The following is a 16,768-nucleotide window of genomic DNA, read 5'->3' as shown; positions in this document are numbered from 1 at the left end:
AGCAAACCTCCGCGGGTCGGTTGCGCACAAGAAACGGCCACTTCAGGGTACCCGCCACCACATGACGCCTGACGTGGATCTCACCGCCCCGAAGCCCGGCCGGCACGCCGTCCGCGACGCGCTGCTGGCCCTGGACTGCCGGCTCTTCGAGTTCGCCGCCGAGCGCAACTGGCCGGCCGCCGAGCCGGTCCTGCCGAAACTGAGCCGGAGCGCGAACCACGGTGTGCTGTGGTTCGCCACGGCGGCCGCCATGGCGGCGAGCCGGACACCCCGGGCCCGCCGCGCCGCGGCCCGCGGTCTCGCCTCGCTGAGCCTGGCCTCCCTGACGATCAACACGCTCGGCAAGCGGTCCGTACGCCGTCCCCGCCCGGTCCTCGATCCGGTGCCGCTGGTGCGGCAGCTGAAGCGGCAGCCCATCACCACGTCGTTCCCGTCCGGTCACTCCGCGTCGGCGGCCGCGTTCGCGGCGGGCGTCGCGCTGGAGTCCCCGGCCTGGGGCGCGGTGGTGGCGCCGGTCGCCTGGTCGGTCGCGCTGTCCCGGGTCTACACCGGGGTCCACTTCCCGAGCGATGTGCTGGCCGGCGCGCTGCTCGGCGTGGGGGCCGCGTACGCCGTACGGGGCATGGTGCCGACCCGCGCCCAGATCATGCCGCCGGCCCGGCCGCGCGCCGAGGTGCCCGCGCTGCCCGACGGCGAGGGCCTGGTCATGGTGGCGAACGAGGCCGCGGGCGGCGTCGACCGGATGCGGGCACTGCAGGACGCCCTGCCGGGCTGCGAGGTCGTGCAGTGCCGGCCCGCCGACGTCCGGGCCGAGCTGGAGAAGGCGGCGACCCGCGCCCGGGTGCTCGGGGTGTGCGGCGGCGACGGCACGGTGAACACCGCCGCCGAGGTCGCCCTGCGCCATGACCTGCCGCTCGCGGTCCTGCCCGGCGGCACGCTGAACCACTTCGCCTACGACCTGGGCGTGGAGGACGTCCGGTCCCTGGCCAGGGCGGTCAAGGGCGGCGAGGCCGTACGGGTGGACGCGGGCCGTTTCGTCAGCGGCGACACCCATGGCATCTTCCTCAACACCTGCAGCCTGGGCGTCTATCCGGAGCTCGTCCGGGAGCGGGACCGCTGGTCGCGCCGGATCGGGGGCTGGCCTGCCGGGGTGCTCGCGGCGCTGCGTGTCCTGCGCGCCGACCGGCATCCGCTGGAGGCCGAATTCCGGGGCCGGACAAGGCCGTTGTGGCTGCTGTTCGTCGGCAACGGCACCTACCACCGGGTGGGCCTGACGCCGGGCCGCCGCCATGATCTCGCCGACGGGCAGCTCGACGTGCGTGTGGTGCACGGCGGCCGGCGACCGGCGGTACGTCTGCTGGCGGCCGCCCTCGCCGGTCCGCTGACCCGCTCCCCCGCGCACGCCGCGGTCCAGGTGTCCCGGCTCCGTCTGGCGGGCGTGGCCCCGGGTTCGCTGCTCGCGTACGACGGCGAAGTCACGCAGGTGGAGGGCGAGGTGACGCTGGAGAAGCTGCCCGAGGCGCTCACCGTCTACCGTCCGCTGCCCGGCAGCTGATCACCCGTCAGCCCTGTCAGTCCACATAGCGATACACATATCTCATCATTCGACATGAGTGCCGTACGGTGTCCTGCACCGACAGGACGTCGAACAGGGGAGTTCAGCCATGTCGAAGCCGCAGGAGACCGCCGTCTACACGCACGGGCACCACGAGTCGGTGCTGCGCTCGCACACCTGGCGCACCGCCGCCAACTCCGCGGCCTATCTGCTCGGTTCGCTGAAGCCCCACATGAAGATCCTGGACATCGGCTGCGGCCCGGGCACGATCACCGCCGACCTGGCGGAACTGGTCCCCGACGGCCAGGTCACCGGTGTCGACCGCGCGCCGGGCATCCTGGAGCAGGCCCGGGCCACCGCCGACGCCCGCGGCCTGCGGAACGTCGACTTCGCGGTCGCCGACGTGCACGCCCTGGAGTACGAGGACGACACGTTCTGCGTGGTCCACGCCCACCAGGTGCTGCAGCACGTGGGCGACCCGGTGCGGGCGCTGCGCGAGATGCTGCGGGTGACCAGGCCGAACGGGTTCGTCGCGGTCCGCGACTCCGACTACTCCGCCATGACCTGGTACCCGGCGTCCCGGGGGATGGACGACTGGCGGGACCTGTACCTGCGGGTGGCCCGGGCCAACGGCGGCGAGCCCGACGCCGGGCGCCGGCTGAAGTCCTGGGCGCTGGCGGCGGGCCTGACGGACATCACCGCCACCTCCGGCACCTGGACGTACTCCACGGCCGAGGAGCGGGCGTGGTGGAGCGGTCTGTGGGCGGACCGGACCCTGGCGTCGGCGTACGCGGAGCGGGCCACGGAGGGCGGACACGCGACGCCGGAGCAGCTGGCGGCGGTGTCGGAGGCCTGGCGGGAGTGGGGTCGGCAGGAGGACGGCTGGTTCGCCGTGCTGCACGGAGAAATTCTGTGCCGTAAGAGCGCCTGAATCCCCGTTTCCGGGAAACCCGGAAAGCAGGAGGTTCACATTATGCTAGCCATTCTGCTCGTACTGCTTCTGGTGCTGCTTTTGTTCGGTGCCGGATTCGCAGTGAAGATTCTCTGGTGGGTCGCTATAGCGGTACTGGTTCTGTGGCTCCTTGGATTCCTGATGCGTGGCACCACCGCAGCCGGAGGACGGGGACGCTGGTACAGGTGGTGATGTTCCCCGGAACTCATTCCCGGGGAAGCAGCGGTCCGAGCGGCCCGAGGTCCAGATTCAGGTCCTCGGGCCGCAGTCCGTAGCGCTCGCGCAGTTCGGTCATGCGGTCGTCGAGGAGCATCAGCGTGAGCCCGATCCGCTCCTCCTGCTCCTCGGTCAGACCGCCGTCGTCGAAGCGGCGCAGCGCTTGGCGCTCCATGAGCTGGCGCAGCAGCTCCACCACGGTCAGGACGAGTTTGACGAGGTCCCGCTCGACGGTGTCGGGTTCGAGGTCGAGCCGGTTGCGGGCCTGGGTCACGAGGAGTCCTCCCACGGCGACGGGACGTTCGCGTTGACGGAGCTGATCAGGGCGTTGAGGTCGATGCGGACGAGGTCGACGTCCGCGATGCGCAGGGTGATGTCGCCGGTGATGACGACCCCGCCGGCGAGCAGCCGGTCGAGCAGGTCCACGAGGGCGATCTCTCGGCGTTCGACGACGGTCACGGTTTCTCCCCCGCGAAGGAATAGGCGGCCCAGGGGCCGGTGAGTTCGACCCGCATTCCTGGCGCTTCGCCCTTCGTCCGGTCGACGAGTTCCACGAATTCCTCGGATTCGCTCCGCGGGACGAGATAGGCGGCGTTGAGGACATTGCGCCCTGCGGCGCCGGAGAGCGCGGCATTCTGCGGGGTATGCAGCCGGGAATCCTCGGCATGGGCGCAGAGCGTTTCGTGGAGCCGGCTCGCGAATGCCTCGGCCCGCTGCCAGAGGTCCTCGTCCGCCCGCACGCGTGAGCTGCGCTGCCGCAGATAGTCCCGGCCCGACGTGGCCTTCCCGCCGGGCGGCTCGGCCTCGGCGGGTCCGGCCTCGGCGTACACCTTGACGCCCCACTCGACCCGGCCGGTCAGCCGGTCGAGGGTGCGGCAGAAGTCGGCCTCGCGGGCCTCCAGCATGGTGCGTACGCCGCTGTCGTCCCGGAAGACGGTGGCGAGCCGGAGCGGCAGCGGGGTGGTGACGACGGTGAGGGCGTCGATCACGCCCTGGTGGGCGCGGGCCGTCGCGGTCAGCCAGTCCAGGTCCTCCAGATGCGCCCGGAGCGGCTCTTCGGCGAAGACCCGCTCCGGGACATGGCTCACCACGGCGACGAGGCCGTGGTGGACCAGCAGTCTGGGCGGATCGCCCGCCACGCCCGTCAGCTGCGACTGCAGGGGCGCCTTGAAGGGCCGGCAGACGGCGTACACGTAACGCAGTCCGGTCATCAGGTCTCCTTCTCGGCCCTGCCGGGCTCCAGTTGTGCGATCCGCTCTCGCAACTCGGCGTTCTCTCTGGCGAGTTCGTCGCGCCGGGCCCGGGTGGAGAGGGCGGGGTCGTCCTCCCACCAGTCGATGCCCATCTCCTTCGCCTTGTCGACGGAGGCGACGATGAGCCGCAGTTTCACGGTGAGGAGTTCGATGTCGAGCAGGTTGATCCGGATGTCGCCGGCGATGATCACGCCCTTGTCGAGGACGCGCTCCAGGATGTCGGCGAGGTTCGCGCCGCCGTCACCCCGGCCATAGGGCTCGGGCAGCCGTCCGGGGGTCGTCATCGACGGCTCCCGCCCTCGGCGTACTCGTACTCCTCGTCGTCGGCGCCTTCCTCCTCGTACTCGCCCTCGGGCTCCTCCTGCTCCTCTTCGTCCGCCTCGGGTTCCTCGGCGTACTCCTCCTTCTCCTCGTCCTCCTCCTCGGCGTACGGGCCCTCCTCCTCAGCTTGCTCTTCCTCGCCCTCGTACGCCTCCTCTTCGGCGCCGGCTTCTTCCTCGGCGACCGCGTCCTCATGGCTGCGGACGACCTCGCCGTCGCGGATCTCGCCGCGCCAGCCGTCGTCGGCGCCGCCCTTGAGGGTGACGAAACGGACGTAGTTCTTGAGGTCGAGGCGGGCCCGGCGGCCCTGGGCGCGCCAGATGTTGCCGGTCTTCTCGAAGAGGCCCTTGGGGTAGTACTCGATCACCAGCAGGACCCGGGTGAGGCTGTCGGCGAGCCGGTGGAAGGAGACGACGCCCTTCGTGGTGCCCTTGGCGCCCTCCGAGGTCCAGGCGATGCGGTCGTCGGGGACCTGCTCGGTGGTGTGCGCCTTCCAGCTGCGGTTGGACCAGAAGACCTTCAGCTGCCAGTCGGACGTGGTGTCGTCGGCGCGGTTCGCGCTCTTGACGCCCTTGGCGAAGGTGGAGAAGTCCTGGAACTGCGTCCACTGGTCGTAGGCGGTGCGCAGGGGGACGCCGACATCGACGTACTCCATGATCACGGTGGGCTTCTTGCCCGCGCCGCCCTTGCGTTTGCCCTTGCCGCCGCCGAGGTTCTTCAGGGCGCCGACCACGTTCTCCTTGGCCCGGGAGGCGCCCAGCTCCAGGGCGGAGCGCAGCGGCCCCTTGCCGTCGGCCAGCTTGCGGCCGCCCTCCAGGGCGAGCTTGGCGAAGCCCGGGCTGCGGCCCTCGGCGATGTCGTTGAGCTTGACCGTGCTCTCGCCGAGCTTGCGGCCCGCGCCGACGAGCAGCCGCTGGGCCTGTGCGGTGAGGTACTCCTGCACCTCCGCCTTGAGCCGGTCCACGGCCTCGCTCTGCGCGACCCCGCCGAGCGGGCCCGCCTTCGTGGCCCCCTTCGTGGCACCGCGGGCCGCGGAGGTCGCGGATCCGAGGGTGTCGGTCATCGCTCACCGCCTCCCTTCGGGACCCGGGACCGGGCGCCGCGGGCGGCGGTGCGGGCCGCGGCGGACTTCTTGGCCGCGGTCTTCCGCGCGGGCGCCTTCCCTGCGGTCGCCTTCTTGGCCGCGGCCTTCTCCGCCGTGGCCTTCTTCGCCGGCGGCTTGTCGGCGGCCTTCTTGGCGGCCGCCTTCTTGCCTGGCGCCTTCCTGGCCGGTGCCTTCTTCGCCGGCGGCCGCTTCTCCGCCTGCTTCCGGCGCGGCGCGGACCCGGCCTCGCCCCCGCCGTCCTCCTCTTCCTCTTCCTGGGACTCCGCCGCCCCTTCCGTGCCCTCTTCCTCTTCCGCCTCTTCTTCCTCGTACGCGTCCTCGGGCTCCTCGTCCTCGGACCCCAGGTCCGGCACGTCCGGCACCACGCCCGCGATCCGGTCCCGCACCTCGGCGGTACGGCCGTGCAGACGGTCGGCGATCGCATCGATCTGCCGCTCGACCATGGCGCCGGAGGCCGCCTTGCCGACACCGCGCAGGTCCTCGCGCAGCTGGTCCCCGATCTCCTTGAACTGCGGGTTGTTCCGCAGCTGTCCGGACACCAGGTCCGCGAGCGCCCGCGGGCTCAGATGCATCCGCTTGCCGGCGACCAGCGTGCCGACGGCGAAGGCCAGTTTCAGTTTCTTGGTACGTCCGAGGACGTATCCGGCCCCTACCGCGAGGCCCAGTCCCACTCGGTTCATCCTGCCGTCCAGTCGTTCGTTCCGGCCCGCGTCTGCGAACCGGTCTCCAGCCGGTCGAGGAGCTCGTCCTCCCGGCGGTCGAATTCCTCCTCGTCGATCTCCCCCGACTCCAACTGCTCTTCCAGCTGCGCGAGTTCGGCCCGCACCGTGGCCGGGTCGTAGTAGACGCGCTCGGCCTCGCGCAGCACCTGTCCGATCACCCAGGCGCTGCCGCGCACCGGGGCGAACGGCAGCAGCAGGACCTCTCCGATCAGGCCCACCCGGTCACTCCCCCGAGCTCTCGGCGCCGGCCGTGGTGCCCGCGGGCTCGGCGGGGCCGGGCTCGACGAAGCTGTACGGCGGCAGCGGGCCGTTGACCCGCAGTTCCAGATGGGGGTGGGTCTTGCGGACCTGTTCCACCGAGGCGAGGAACGTCTCGGCGGAGTCGCGTCCCACCAGGAACGACACATTGGCGAGCCAGCCGGTGGACTCGGGACCGGCGCTGACGGCCGCGGCGACGGCCTCCAGGTCTCGCTGCACCTCGGCGGCGTCCTCGGCCTCGCGCGCCTTCACGGCGGCGACCACCATCTCGCCCAGCCGGAGCTTCTCCTCGTAACTGCCGCCGCCCGCCTGCCGGTTGGCCTCGGTCTGGGCACGCAGCTCGGGGTTCTCGGCCATCACGCGGTGCAGTACGGCCTCTTCGTCGTGCGTGGCCTTGACGTTGTACTCGACCTTGCCGTCCAGCGACCTGAGGCGCTCCTTGTAGTGCTCGGCGCGTTCGGCGAGCACCCCGGCGACGGTGTCGTCGTCGGGGGCGACGCTGCCGAACCGCATGGGCAGCACGCAGCCGCCCGCGCCGGCCTCGGCGAGCACGTTCTGATGGGCGAGCAGGTCCTTGCGCTTGGGCCGCAGTCCTTCGGGCGCGTCGCTGACGACGGCCGCGAGGCCGCCCTCCTTGAGGATGCGCACCGGCCGCGGCGGATCGCCGACGCCGCCCATGCCCTCGGGCAGCTTGGCGCGGGAGCCGTCCGTGATGCCGTACACGTACGTGCTCACTCCTGCTCCTCCTTCCTGCGCGCGGCCGTCGACTTGCGGGCCCGCGGCCGCTGTTCGCCCTCGCCCTCCTCGCGCGCCTGTTTGAAGGCGTCGGAGAGGGTCTGCGCGGCGCCGGAGAGCGCCCCCTTGGACTTGCCGCGGGCGCCGGACTCGGTGATCTCGCCGACGAGTTCGGGCAGGCCGGGACTGCGGTTCGGGCCGGCCTCCAGGTCGAGCCGGTTGCACGCCTCGGCGAAGCGCAGATAGGTGTCGACGCTGGCGACGACGACCCGGACGTCGATCTTGAGGATCTCGATGCCGACCAGGGAGACCCGTACGAACGCGTCGATGACGAGACCCCGGTCGAGGATGAGCTCGAGAACGTCGTAGAGGCCGCTGGTGCCGCCTCCGCCGCCGGTCTGTTGTGCCGGGACAACGGTCATGCCGACCGTGCCTCCTTGTCTGTTGGTCGGACGGGAACGGAACGGCGGCCTAGCGGCCGCCAGGCCTATGTGAGTCGGCCCGCCCGCGTTCGTAACGGCGAACGCGCCGGTAGCCGGTCAGCTGGCCCTCGGGGTCCAGGTCCACCTGATAGCTCGCCATCAGGCTCATCGTGTCGGGAACCCGGGCGAGTTCCATGACCTCGATCTCCAGCGACCAGCCGTCCTCCGTCTGTTCGAAGGACGACACCGACTCGGCGGCCATGCCGGTGAGCTCCGCGAGCTGGGTGCGCGCATGGCGCAGCACCTGCATGGGGCTCGGCCGGTCTTCCGCCGTGTCGCTTTCCGTACCCTTGGGGGTTTTCTGTGAATTCTGTGCGTCTGATGTGTTTTTTGCGTTCGACATGGCCACCTCTAACTCCGGGTGGCCTCAAGTTCGTTGGCCAAACCTCTGATGCCTGCGTGGGTCAGCCGCGCAACGCGTTGAGCCTGCGCCGGGCGGGACCGAGGGCGCGGCCCTTCGTCATCACTCCGGCCCAGGGGTTGGTGCGGGCCTGGTCGACGGCGTCCTCGATGCTCCAGCGGCGGGCGTCGAGGTCCGGGTCGTCCAGCTGGGTCCAGGAGATCGGGGTGGCGACCGGGGCGCCGGGCTTGGCGCGGACGGTGTAGGGCACGACGGCGGTCTGGGCGTAGGCGTTGCGCTGCACGTCCAGATAGAGCCGGTCGCCGCGGTCCTTCTTGCGGGCCTCGGTGGTGAACTTCTCGGGGTGTTCGGCGACCAGGGCGTCGGCGACGTCCTTGGCGAACTCCCGTATCTCGTCGAAGTCGTGATGGCCGTTCACCGGCACCACCACATGCAGCCCTCGCGACCCCGTGGTCATCAGCGCGGAGGGCAGCCTGAGTTCGTCGAGCAGTTCGGCCAGCAGCCAGGCCGCCTGGTGCACGGGGGCGAAGTCCGTGCCGGACGGGTCGAGGTCGAAGACCATCCGGTCGGGCCGGTCGACGCGTCCGACGCGGGACAGCCAGCGGTGCAGGGTGAGACACGCCTGGTCGGCGAGGAAGACGAGGGTGGCGGTGTCGTCGCACACGGTGTGGCGGACGGTGCCGCCCTCCTTCGTCACCTCGACGCGGTCGATCCAGCCGGGGTAGCCGTCCGGGGTGTTCTTCTGCATGAACTTCGGTCCGCCGACACCGTCCGGGTGCCGTTCCAGCATCAGCGGGCGGCCGCGCAGGTGCGGCAGCATGAAGGGGGCGACGGCCCGGTAGTAGTCGACCAGGTCGGACTTGGTGTACTCCTTGGTCCGCCCGTCGCCGGGGAACAGGACCTTCCCCGGCCGGTGCACCTCGACGGTGCGGCGGCCGGCCCGCACGGTCCGCACGTCGGCGTCCCTGCTCACCGTACGATCGCCTCTTCCACCAGCAGCCGGCCGGCGGCCGCGATCGACTCGGCGTCGATGCCCATGGCGTGCAGCTGCTCGTCCGGGGCCGCCGAGCCGGGCATCGTACGGACGGCCAGACGCACCAGTCGTGGCACGGGCCGCCCGTCGAGGAAGGCGTCGAGGACGGCGTCACCGAGGCCGCCCTCCTCGTGGTGGTCCTCCACGGTCAGCAGACAGCCGGTCTCCTCGGCGGCCCGGCGCAGGGTGAGGCGGTCGACGGGCTTGACGGAGTAGAGGTCGACGACACGTACGGCGATGCCCTGGTCGAGCAGTGTGTCGGCGGCGGCCAGCGCCTCGTGCACGGTGACACCCGCGGTCACGACGGTCAGCCGGTCCCGGTCGGAGGAGCGCAGCACCTTGGAGCCGCCGACGGGGAACTCCTCGTCGGGCCCGTAGATCACCGGGCTCTTGCCGCGCGAGGTGCGCAGATAGCGGATGCCCTCCAGGTTCGCCATGGCGGCGACCAGGCGGGCGGTCTGGTGGGCGTCGCACGGGTACAGCACGGTCGAGCCGTGCACCGCCCGCATCATCGCCAGGTCCTCCAGGCCCATCTGCGAGGGCCCGTCCTGCCCGATGGCGGTGCCCGCGTGCGAGCCGACCAGGTTGATGCCGGCGCCGCTGACCGAGGCCATACGGACGAAATCGTACGCGCGCGTGAGGAACGCGGCGAAGGTGGAGGCGTACGGCACGAAGCCGCGCGCGGCGAGTCCTACGGCGGCGGCGACCATCTGCTGCTCGGCGATGTAGCACTCGAAGAACCGCTCGGGGTGTTCCTTGGCGAAGAACTCCGCGCGCGTGGAGTCGCTCACCTCGCCGTCGAGGGCGACGACATCGCCGCGTGCGGTGCCGAGGGCGGCGAGGGCCTGCCCGTAGGCGTCCCGGGTGGCGACGCCCTCTTCGGGGGATCCCTCGTCCCACCTGGGCAGTTCGAGGTGTCCGGCGCGTACGGCGTGCAGCATGCGGGCGGCGGGCGGCTCGTGCACCCGGAGGCGGAGGTCGCGGGGGCCGCCGAGTTCGGCGATCGCCTCGTCGGCCTCCGGCAGCGGCTTGCCGTGCAGGCCCTCGCGGTCCTGGACGGCCTCGACGCCCTTGCCCTTGAGGGTGCGGGCGAGGATCGCGGTCGGCTGTCCGCTGGTCGAGATCGCCTCGCCGTACGCACGGTCGATCGCGTCCACGTCATGGCCGTCCACCTCGACGGTGTGCCAGCCGAACGCCTGGAAACGGCGGGCGTAGGCGTCCAGGTCGTGTCCGTGCCGGGTCGGCCCGCGCTGGCCGAGCCGGTTCACGTCGACGATCACGGTGAGATCGTCGAGATGCTCGTGCGCGGCGTGCTCGGCGGCCTCCCACACCGATCCCTCGGCGAGCTCGCTGTCCCCGCACAGCACCCACACCCGGTAGCCGGTGCGCTCCAGCCGCTTCCCGGCGAGCGCGATCCCGACCCCGACGGGCAGCCCCTGCCCGAGCGATCCGGTGGCCGTCTCCACCCAGGGCAGCCGCCGCGGCGTCGGGTGCCCTTCGAGACGGCTGCCGAGCTTGCGGAAGGTGAGGAGCTCGGCGTCGTCGATCGCGCCGACGGCCTTGTAGGAGGCGTAGAGGAGCGGCGAGGCATGTCCCTTGGACAGGACGAAGCGGTCGTTGCCGGGGTGGGCGGGGCGGTCGAAGTCGTAGCGGAAGTGATGCGCCATGAGTACGGCCATCAGATCCGCGGCGGACATCGAGGACGTCGGGTGCCCGGACCCCGCGGCATCGGCGGCGCGGACACTGTCCACGCGCAACTGCTGTGCCAGGTCCACGAGTTCGGCGGTGTTCATGAGTCTCCCTCCGCGGGGTGAGCGGGGCGGTCGGGGCGGTCGGAACGTTCGACGGGACCGGGAGCGGGAGTGGTATGCGGAGCCGGGGCCGCGCCGGGGTCCGGGGCGGGCGACTCGGCCGAGCCGCCGCCGACGCTCGGGCCCGGGTCAAAGGCGGGTGCAGCGGCGGGGCCGGGGGCCTTGGCGGGTTCGCCGCCGGGCTGGTTCTTCGCCGGTTCGCCACCGGGTTGGTTCTTGGCGGGTTCACCGCCGGGTTGGTTCTTGGCCGGTTCACCGCCGGGTTGGTTCTTGGCGGGTTCACCAGGCTGGTTCCTAGCTGGCTCACCACCAGGCTGGTTCCCGGCGGGCCCATCACCCGGCCGGCCCTTCACGGGCTCAGCCGCAGGCCAGTTCCCGGCGAGCTCACCACCAGGCCGGTCCTTCGCGGGCTCACCACCGGGCCGGTTCCTGGCGGGCTCGGCCACAGGCTGGTTGCTGGCGGGCCCACCACCCGACCGACCCTTCCCAGGCGCCCGGCCATCCCGCCGGGACCCCAACGGCTCCTTCGCGCCGCCCGTTTCGCCACCCGCCGAGCCACCCGCGGCCGCCGGTTCGTCCTCGTCGCGCTCCGGCTTGCCGCCCCCCGTCCCCTCGTCCCGCTCCGGCCTCCCCGGCACCCGTGCCAGCTCCGGTGACGCCGTGTCCAGCGGTACCGACCACGACCGTACGAGCCCCAACTGCACGGCCTGGCGCGGGAGTACGGCGTCGAGGAGCCAGTCCGCGGCGACCCGGACCCGGTTGCCCGGCATCGCCGCGAGGTGGTAGCCGCGGGTGACGAGGCCGGCCAGGGGGCCCGGCAGGGGGACGCCCAGGGGATTGGCCGCGGCCTTCGCGCCGCCGAGGTCCACCACGAACCCGAGGTCACGGTGGCGGTAGGCGCGCCGCCCGCCGATCCCCAGCGACGCGGCGACGTTCCGCGCCGCGACCTGGCCGTGCCGCCAGGCGTGCTGCGCGGTCATCGGCGTGAACGAACCGGGGTTGTGGAGATCCGGTACCGCGGCCGCGTCCCCGCACGCGAACACCTCGGGCCTGCCCGGCACTTGGAGGTAGGGGTCCACGATGAGCCGCCCCCGCTCCAGGGGCTGTCCGACGTCCTGGACGAGCGGATCGGGCCGGACGCCCACGCACCACACGACCGTACGCGTCTCGACGAACTCCCCGTCGCTCAGCAGCACTCCCCCGTGCGTGGCCTCCTTGACGGAGGTCCCCATGCGTACGTCGACGCCCCGCTGCCGGAGCACCCGGTCGGCGGTGCGGGAGAGCCGTTCGTCCATCTCGGGCAGGACGCGCGGCGCGATGTCGAGCAGCATCCAGCGTGGCCGCATGCCGTCCCGCAGGGGGTGCTTGCGGACCTGGGCTTCGGTGTACATCTGCCCGTGTGCGGCGACCTCGGTGCCGGTGTAGCCCGCGCCGACCACCACGAAGGTGCAGCGCGCGGCGCACGACTCGGGGTCGTCCGCGGCAGCCGCCAGCTCCACCTGCCGGGTGATGTGGTCGCGGAGGTACAGCGCCTCGGGCAGCCCCCGGAACCCGTGCGCGTGCTCGGCGACCCCGGGGATCGGCAGCAGTTTGTTGACGCTGCCGACGGCGATGACCAGCCGGTCGTACGGCAGGGTGCCGACACCGCCCTCGGGGTCCGTGTACTGCACGCTTTGCCCGTCGAGGTCGATGCCGTCGGCCTCGCCGAGCACCAGCCGCACATGAGGCAGGGTGTCCGACAGGGAGACGGTGACCCGGCGCGGTTCCAGGATGCCGGCGGCGACCTGGGGCAGCAGGGGCAGATACAGGAAGTAGTCGGTCGGGTTGAGCAGGGTGATCTCGGCCTTGTGCCGGGTCAGCCGGGCCAGTGTGCGGGCCGTCCGGTACCCGGCGAATCCGGCACCGACGATCACGATGCGGGGTCGGCTCACGGTGCGCCTCCGGGGCTGTCGCGTACCTCGGGAGCCTTCCGCGTAACCCTGGCCGGAGGGCCCAAACGTCCGTCCCGGCCCGCGGTCGGCAAGACCCGGCGTCCGCCGGTTTCCGGCCGCGCCGTCGGGTACCCGGACCACGTCCCGTCCCACCCCTTGCGGAGGTATCGGAGGTACCCCCATGCCCGAGTACGGTTACTTCCTGTCCTGCGAGGAGTTCGGCCCCGCGGACCTCGTCGAGCAGGCGAGGATGGCCGAGCAGGCCGGTTTCCGCTCCCTGTGGATCTCGGACCACTTCCATCCGTGGAACGACGCACAGGGCCAGAGTCCGTTCGTCTGGTCGGTCCTCGGCGCACTCTCGGAGGCGGTGTCGCTGCCCGTGGAGACGGCGGTCACCTGCCCGACCGTGCGCACACACCCGGCGGTGGTGGCGCAGGCCGCGGCGACCACGGCCGTGATGACGGACGGCCGCTTCCGGCTGGGCGTGGGCAGCGGCGAGGCCCTCAACGAGCACATCCTGGGCCATGTCTGGCCGCCCGCCCACATCCGCCTCGAGATGCTGGAGGAGTCGATCCAGATCATGCGCCGGCTCTTCACCGGCGAGGAGGTCAATCACCACGGCACGCACTACCAGGTCGAGAACGCCCGCCTCTACACCGTCCCCGACGAGCCGGTCCCCATCGACATCTCCGGCTTCGGCCCGGCGGCGACCTCGCTCGCGGCGCGCGTCGGCGACGGCTACATCACGATGACGCCGGACGAGTCGATGGTGGCCCAGTTCCGCAAGGGCGGCGGGGGCGCGAAGCTCGTCAGCGGCGGTACGAAGGTCTGCTGGGGCACGGACCGCGACGAGGCGGTACGCACCGTGCACCGGCTGTGGGGCAATCAGTTCCTGCCGGGCGAGATGGCCCAGATCCTGCCCTCGCCACGCCACTTCGAGCAGCTGCAACCGCTGGTCACCGAGGAGACGGTGAGCGAGAAGGCGGTGTGCGGGGACGACGTGGACGAGCACGTGGCCGCGCTCTCCGCCTTCGCCGACGCGGGCTTCGACCGCGTCTACGTCAACCAGATCGGCCCCGACCAACGCGGCTTCTTCGACTTCTACCGTACGAAGGTGCTGCCCCAGCTCCAGCAGGACTGACGATGAAGCTGCATCCGCCGGCGGTGTCGGTCCTCACGGTGCCCACCGACGCCCCCGAGGCCGACGGCACCCTGGCCTGGGACTCCACGACCGTGGTGGTCACCGAGGTGACCGCGGGCGACGCGACCGGCACGGGCTGGACGTACGGCCCGCGGGCGGTCGGCGACTTCCTGCGCGAACACCTGGCTCCGCTGGTGGCGGGCCGCGACGCGCTGGACATCCCGGCCGTGCACGACGCGATGTGCCGCTCGGTACGGAACATGGGCCGCCAGGGCATCGCCGCGTGCGCGATCTCGGCGCTCGACATCGCCCTGTGGGACCTCAAGGCCCGTCTCCTGGAAGTCCCCCTGTGCGCACTCCTCGGCACGGTCCGCCACCAGGTGCCGGTCTACGGCAGCGGCGGCTTCACGACGTACGACGACACGCACCTGGCCGCGCAGTTGGGCGGCTGGGTGCACGGTCAGCAGATTCCGCGCGTGAAGATGAAGATCGGCGAGAGCTGGGGCCGGGCGGTCCCCCGCGACCTCGCCCGGGTCCGGGCGGCTCGCCAAGTCATCGGTTCGCGGGCGGAGTTGTACGTCGACGCGAACGGGGCGTACACCCGCAAGCAGGCGGTACGGGTCGGCGGGGTCCTCGCCGAACTGGGTGTCGGCTGGTTCGAGGAGCCGGTGTCGTCGGACGACCTGACAGGGCTGCGCCTGGTCCGCGACGCGCTGGTCTGCGATGTGACGGCCGGCGAATACGGTTACGACCTGCCCTACTTCGCCCGCATGATCACCGCGGAAGCCGTCGACTGCCTCCAGGTGGACGCCACCCGCTGCGGCGGCCTGACCGAGTTCCTCCGCGCCGCAGCCCTGGCCCAGGCCCACGGTTTGGAGATCTCCGCCCACTGCGCCCCGCACGCCCACGCCGCGGCCGCGGCCTCGATCCCCAACCTCCGCCACATCGAGTGGTTCCACGACCACGTCCGCATCGAGTCCCTGCTCTTCGACGGCGCCCTGGACCCGACGGGCGGCACGGTGACCCCGACGACGGGGATCGGGCACGGGCTGACGCTGAGGGCGGAGGAGGCAAGGGAGTTCAGGGTCGCCTAGTGGCGCAGGCCGTCCAGCGGCGTGCGGGTCCAACGTCTGACGGCGTACGAGGCGTGCGTGGTCCAACGTCTAACGGCGTACGAGGCGAGCAAGCCTGCGTGCCGCGAGAACGCCTGCCCCGACCGTGAGCGCCTTCCCCACCTGGCCCCTCCTGAGGGACATCCACTCCTGCCGGCTGCCCGGACGGGACTCCTCGTCGAACCGTCCGTGCGCCCCGAAGTCGTGCCCGTGCGGCCCGTCGGCCGGACTCCACAGGTTCCCCGTCCCCCCGTACGCTCCCTCGTCCTGCTGCGCCTCGTCCTGCTGCGCCTCGAACGCGGTCCGCGCCAGATACCGGTCCAGTACCCCCGGCATCACAGCATTGGCGACGAGCGCCGCCACGGTCGAACCGCCCACCCAGTACTCCCGCCGCCGTCCGTGCGAGGCCGCGTGCACGATCGCCCGCGCCGCGACCTCCGGCTGGTACACCGGCGCGACGGGCCGGGCCCGCCCCGGCATCCGGCTCAACACCCAGTCGAACTGCGGGGTGTTGACGGCGGGCAGCTGCACCATCGTCGTACGGACACCACTGCCGGAGTGCAGCAACTCGCAGCGCAGGGACTCGTTGAAGCCCTGGATGGCGTGCTTGGCCCCGCAGTACGCGGACTGCAGCGGAATCCCCCGGTACGCGAGCGCCGAGCCGACCTGCACGATCGTGCCCCGGTCGCGCGGCAGCATGTGCCGCAGCGCGGCCCGGGTGCCGAACACATAGCCCAGGTAGGTCACTTCGGTGACCCGTCGGAACTCGTCCGGGGTGATCTGCGTGAACGGCGCGAAGACACCGGCGAAGGCGTTGTTGACCCACACGTCGATGTGTCCGAAGGCGTCGGTGACCTTCTGTGCCGCGTCGTCGACGGCCTTGGCGTCGGCCATGTCCACGGTGACGACGAGCGCCTCACCCCCGGCCCGCTGCACCTCGTCCGCCGCGGCCGCGAGCCCCTCGCGTCCCCGGGCCAGCAGGGCGACCCGGTCGCCCCGGGCGGCGAAGGCCAGGGCCGTGGCCCGCCCCACGCCGCCGCTGGCCCCGGTCACCACGACGGTACGGCCGCGCCGGGACGGGCTGTTCCAGGGCCCCACCGCGCATCACGCCCGATGGTGCGGCTGCTCGGGATCGATGTCGTCCGGCTTCGGCGGTACGCCGGGGCCCGGCATCCCCGCGGCCGGTGTGCCCGCGCCGGGCGCCCCGGTCGCCCCGCCGGTGCCGCCCGGCGCGACGGGCGGCACCGGCGGATACGGCATGCCGAGCCCAGTCGACGGCGAGGCCGGTCCGGTACCGCCGGCGACCTGGTCGTGGCTCGCGGTGAGCTCCGCCTCCCGCTCCGGCGTGGGCCGGGACGCGGACGGCTTCGCGGCGGCGCGCAGCGCGTAGGCGACGATTCCGAGGATCACGGCGGTGATCACCGCGGCCGCCCAGTCGGGCAGGCCGAGGGCGAGAACCAGCCCCAGTGTCAGGGCCAGGGCGGCCCCCGCGTACAGGGCGACGGCGCCGGACGCGGCGTACAGCATGGCCGTGCGGCGCTGCTTGCGAGTCTGTTCGCGCAGTTCCTCGCGCACGGTCTCGCGCGCCACCTGCGCCAGCTCGTCGACCAGATGTTTGTCCAGGTGCTCCAGATGATCCAAGCGGTCCATGGCCGCCGGGTACCCGTACGTCCCTATGCATAACGCGGTCCGGCACGGCCGCCCGTGCGGCGGAACCCCGTAACGGACGGCACGGGAGCGGGGTGAGGGGATCGCGTGAAACGATCTCCTCCTCCGGCCG

20 protein-coding genes are annotated in these 16,768 nt (G+C 72.0%); 5 read left to right on the top strand and 15 right to left on the bottom strand.

Annotated elements, in window-relative coordinates:
• The first annotated feature begins 61 nt into the window (after positions 1 to 61).
• From PH203_RS08560 to PH203_RS08550, 3 genes are all read left to right on the top strand, one after another.
• On the top strand, positions 62 to 1,555 hold the full coding sequence (locus tag PH203_RS08560; protein WP_289918126.1) for a bifunctional phosphatase PAP2/diacylglycerol kinase family protein: 1,494 nt from the start codon (positions 62 to 64) through the stop codon (positions 1,553 to 1,555).
• A gap of 109 nt (positions 1,556 to 1,664) precedes the next feature.
• Positions 1,665 to 2,486: a class I SAM-dependent methyltransferase gene (locus PH203_RS08555; RefSeq protein ID WP_289918125.1), complete on the top strand. Its 822-nt coding sequence runs from the start codon at positions 1,665 to 1,667 to the stop codon at positions 2,484 to 2,486.
• A gap of 42 nt (positions 2,487 to 2,528) precedes the next feature.
• The gene (locus tag PH203_RS08550; protein ID WP_289918124.1) at positions 2,529 to 2,699 is read left to right on the top strand and encodes a hydrophobic protein; all 171 of its coding nucleotides are present in this window, start codon (positions 2,529 to 2,531) and stop codon (positions 2,697 to 2,699) included.
• 13 nt (positions 2,700 to 2,712) lie between these two features.
• Here PH203_RS08550 and PH203_RS08545 read toward each other — a convergent pair whose 3' ends face one another.
• The 13 genes from PH203_RS08545 to PH203_RS08485 form a co-directional block, all read right to left on the bottom strand.
• Entirely contained in the window at positions 2,713 to 2,997 is a 285-nt protein-coding gene (locus PH203_RS08545) for a gas vesicle protein K (protein ID WP_289918123.1), read from the bottom strand.
• Positions 2,994 to 3,182 carry a gas vesicle protein gene (locus PH203_RS08540; protein WP_289918122.1) on the bottom strand — a complete coding sequence of 63 codons (189 nt, stop codon included), beginning with the start codon at positions 3,180 to 3,182 and terminating at the stop codon, positions 2,994 to 2,996. The genes PH203_RS08545 and PH203_RS08540 overlap by 4 nt, the downstream gene beginning before the upstream one ends.
• The gene (locus PH203_RS08535) at positions 3,179 to 3,934 is read right to left on the bottom strand and encodes a GvpL/GvpF family gas vesicle protein (RefSeq protein WP_289918120.1); all 756 of its coding nucleotides are present in this window, start codon (positions 3,932 to 3,934) and stop codon (positions 3,179 to 3,181) included. Before PH203_RS08535 ends, PH203_RS08540 begins: the two co-directional genes overlap by 4 nt.
• Positions 3,934 to 4,260, bottom strand: a complete 327-nt coding sequence (locus PH203_RS08530; RefSeq protein WP_289918119.1) for a gas vesicle protein — start codon at positions 4,258 to 4,260, stop codon at positions 3,934 to 3,936. The genes PH203_RS08535 and PH203_RS08530 overlap by 1 nt, the downstream gene beginning before the upstream one ends.
• Complete coding sequence (locus PH203_RS08525; protein WP_289918116.1) at positions 4,257 to 5,360, bottom strand: SRPBCC family protein; 1,104 nt, start codon at positions 5,358 to 5,360, stop codon at positions 4,257 to 4,259. Before PH203_RS08525 ends, PH203_RS08530 begins: the two co-directional genes overlap by 4 nt.
• Positions 5,357 to 6,082 carry a DNA primase gene (locus tag PH203_RS08520; protein WP_289918114.1) on the bottom strand — a complete coding sequence of 242 codons (726 nt, stop codon included), beginning with the start codon at positions 6,080 to 6,082 and terminating at the stop codon, positions 5,357 to 5,359. The genes PH203_RS08525 and PH203_RS08520 overlap by 4 nt, the downstream gene beginning before the upstream one ends.
• Complete coding sequence (locus PH203_RS08515) at positions 6,079 to 6,342, bottom strand: gas vesicle protein GvpG (RefSeq protein WP_289918112.1); 264 nt, start codon at positions 6,340 to 6,342, stop codon at positions 6,079 to 6,081. Before PH203_RS08515 ends, PH203_RS08520 begins: the two co-directional genes overlap by 4 nt.
• A gap of 4 nt (positions 6,343 to 6,346) precedes the next feature.
• Positions 6,347 to 7,117: a GvpL/GvpF family gas vesicle protein gene (locus PH203_RS08510; RefSeq protein WP_289918110.1), complete on the bottom strand. Its 771-nt coding sequence runs from the start codon at positions 7,115 to 7,117 to the stop codon at positions 6,347 to 6,349.
• Positions 7,114 to 7,539, bottom strand: coding sequence for a gas vesicle structural protein GvpA (locus tag PH203_RS08505; protein WP_289918108.1), 426 nt, complete (start codon positions 7,537 to 7,539; stop codon positions 7,114 to 7,116). The genes PH203_RS08510 and PH203_RS08505 overlap by 4 nt, the downstream gene beginning before the upstream one ends.
• 49 nt (positions 7,540 to 7,588) lie before the next feature.
• Positions 7,589 to 7,942, bottom strand: coding sequence for a gas vesicle protein (locus PH203_RS08500; RefSeq protein ID WP_289918295.1), 354 nt, complete (start codon positions 7,940 to 7,942; stop codon positions 7,589 to 7,591).
• Positions 7,943 to 8,003: 61 nt separating this feature from the next.
• Entirely contained in the window at positions 8,004 to 8,933 is a 930-nt protein-coding gene (gene ligD / locus PH203_RS08495; protein ID WP_289918105.1) for a non-homologous end-joining DNA ligase, read from the bottom strand.
• Positions 8,930 to 10,786: a transketolase gene (locus PH203_RS08490; RefSeq protein WP_289918102.1), complete on the bottom strand. Its 1,857-nt coding sequence runs from the start codon at positions 10,784 to 10,786 to the stop codon at positions 8,930 to 8,932. The genes ligD and PH203_RS08490 overlap by 4 nt, the downstream gene beginning before the upstream one ends.
• The gene (locus tag PH203_RS08485) at positions 10,783 to 12,735 is read right to left on the bottom strand and encodes an FAD-dependent oxidoreductase (RefSeq protein ID WP_289918099.1); all 1,953 of its coding nucleotides are present in this window, start codon (positions 12,733 to 12,735) and stop codon (positions 10,783 to 10,785) included. Before PH203_RS08485 ends, PH203_RS08490 begins: the two co-directional genes overlap by 4 nt.
• Before the next feature lie 181 nt (positions 12,736 to 12,916).
• Between PH203_RS08485 and PH203_RS08480 the strand changes: the two genes are divergently transcribed.
• Positions 12,917 to 13,876, top strand: coding sequence for an LLM class F420-dependent oxidoreductase (locus PH203_RS08480; RefSeq protein ID WP_289918097.1), 960 nt, complete (start codon positions 12,917 to 12,919; stop codon positions 13,874 to 13,876).
• A 2-nt stretch (positions 13,877 to 13,878) separates the two neighbouring features.
• Positions 13,879 to 14,970 (top strand): enolase C-terminal domain-like protein, encoded by a 1,092-nt coding sequence (locus PH203_RS08475; protein ID WP_289918096.1) that lies wholly within the window; start codon positions 13,879 to 13,881, stop codon positions 14,968 to 14,970.
• A gap of 69 nt (positions 14,971 to 15,039) precedes the next feature.
• Here the strand turns inward: PH203_RS08475 and PH203_RS08470 are convergent, their stop codons facing one another.
• A complete protein-coding gene (locus PH203_RS08470) occupies positions 15,040 to 16,086 on the bottom strand; it encodes an SDR family oxidoreductase (protein ID WP_289918094.1) in 1,047 nt (348 codons plus the stop codon).
• 6 nt (positions 16,087 to 16,092) lie between these two features.
• Entirely contained in the window at positions 16,093 to 16,638 is a 546-nt protein-coding gene (locus PH203_RS08465) for a phage holin family protein (RefSeq protein WP_289918091.1), read from the bottom strand.
• Between the last annotated feature and the right edge of the window lie 130 nt (positions 16,639 to 16,768).

Origin of the sequence: Streptomyces sp. S.PB5 (assembly GCF_030403745.1) — a bacterium.
In the GTDB taxonomy this organism is placed as follows: Bacteria; Actinomycetota; Actinomycetes; order Streptomycetales; family Streptomycetaceae; genus Streptomyces.
This window is presented reverse-complemented; position numbering and strand designations above follow the sequence as displayed.

Bases quoted from the DNA above. Each gene is read 5' to 3' on its own strand.
- PH203_RS08560 (WP_289918126.1), top strand. From the start codon at position 62: ATGACGCCTGACGTGGATCTCACCGCCCCGAAGCCCGGCCGGCACGCC.
- PH203_RS08555 (WP_289918125.1), top strand. From the start codon at position 1,665: ATGTCGAAGCCGCAGGAGACCGCCGTCTACACGCACGGGCACCACGAG.
- PH203_RS08550 (WP_289918124.1), top strand. From the start codon at position 2,529: ATGCTAGCCATTCTGCTCGTACTGCTTCTGGTGCTGCTTTTGTTCGGT.
- PH203_RS08535 (WP_289918120.1), bottom strand. From the start codon at position 3,934: ATGACCGGACTGCGTTACGTGTACGCCGTCTGCCGGCCCTTCAAGGCG.
- PH203_RS08530 (WP_289918119.1), bottom strand. From the start codon at position 4,260: ATGACGACCCCCGGACGGCTGCCCGAGCCCTATGGCCGGGGTGACGGC.
- PH203_RS08525 (WP_289918116.1), bottom strand. From the start codon at position 5,360: ATGACCGACACCCTCGGATCCGCGACCTCCGCGGCCCGCGGTGCCACG.
- PH203_RS08520 (WP_289918114.1), bottom strand. From the start codon at position 6,082: ATGAACCGAGTGGGACTGGGCCTCGCGGTAGGGGCCGGATACGTCCTC.
- PH203_RS08505 (WP_289918108.1), bottom strand. From the start codon at position 7,539: ATGACCGTTGTCCCGGCACAACAGACCGGCGGCGGAGGCGGCACCAGC.
- PH203_RS08500 (WP_289918295.1), bottom strand. From the start codon at position 7,942: ATGTCGAACGCAAAAAACACATCAGACGCACAGAATTCACAGAAAACC.
- PH203_RS08490 (WP_289918102.1), bottom strand. From the start codon at position 10,786: ATGAACACCGCCGAACTCGTGGACCTGGCACAGCAGTTGCGCGTGGAC.
- PH203_RS08480 (WP_289918097.1), top strand. From the start codon at position 12,917: ATGCCCGAGTACGGTTACTTCCTGTCCTGCGAGGAGTTCGGCCCCGCG.
- PH203_RS08475 (WP_289918096.1), top strand. From the start codon at position 13,879: ATGAAGCTGCATCCGCCGGCGGTGTCGGTCCTCACGGTGCCCACCGAC.
- PH203_RS08465 (WP_289918091.1), bottom strand. From the start codon at position 16,638: ATGGACCGCTTGGATCATCTGGAGCACCTGGACAAACATCTGGTCGAC.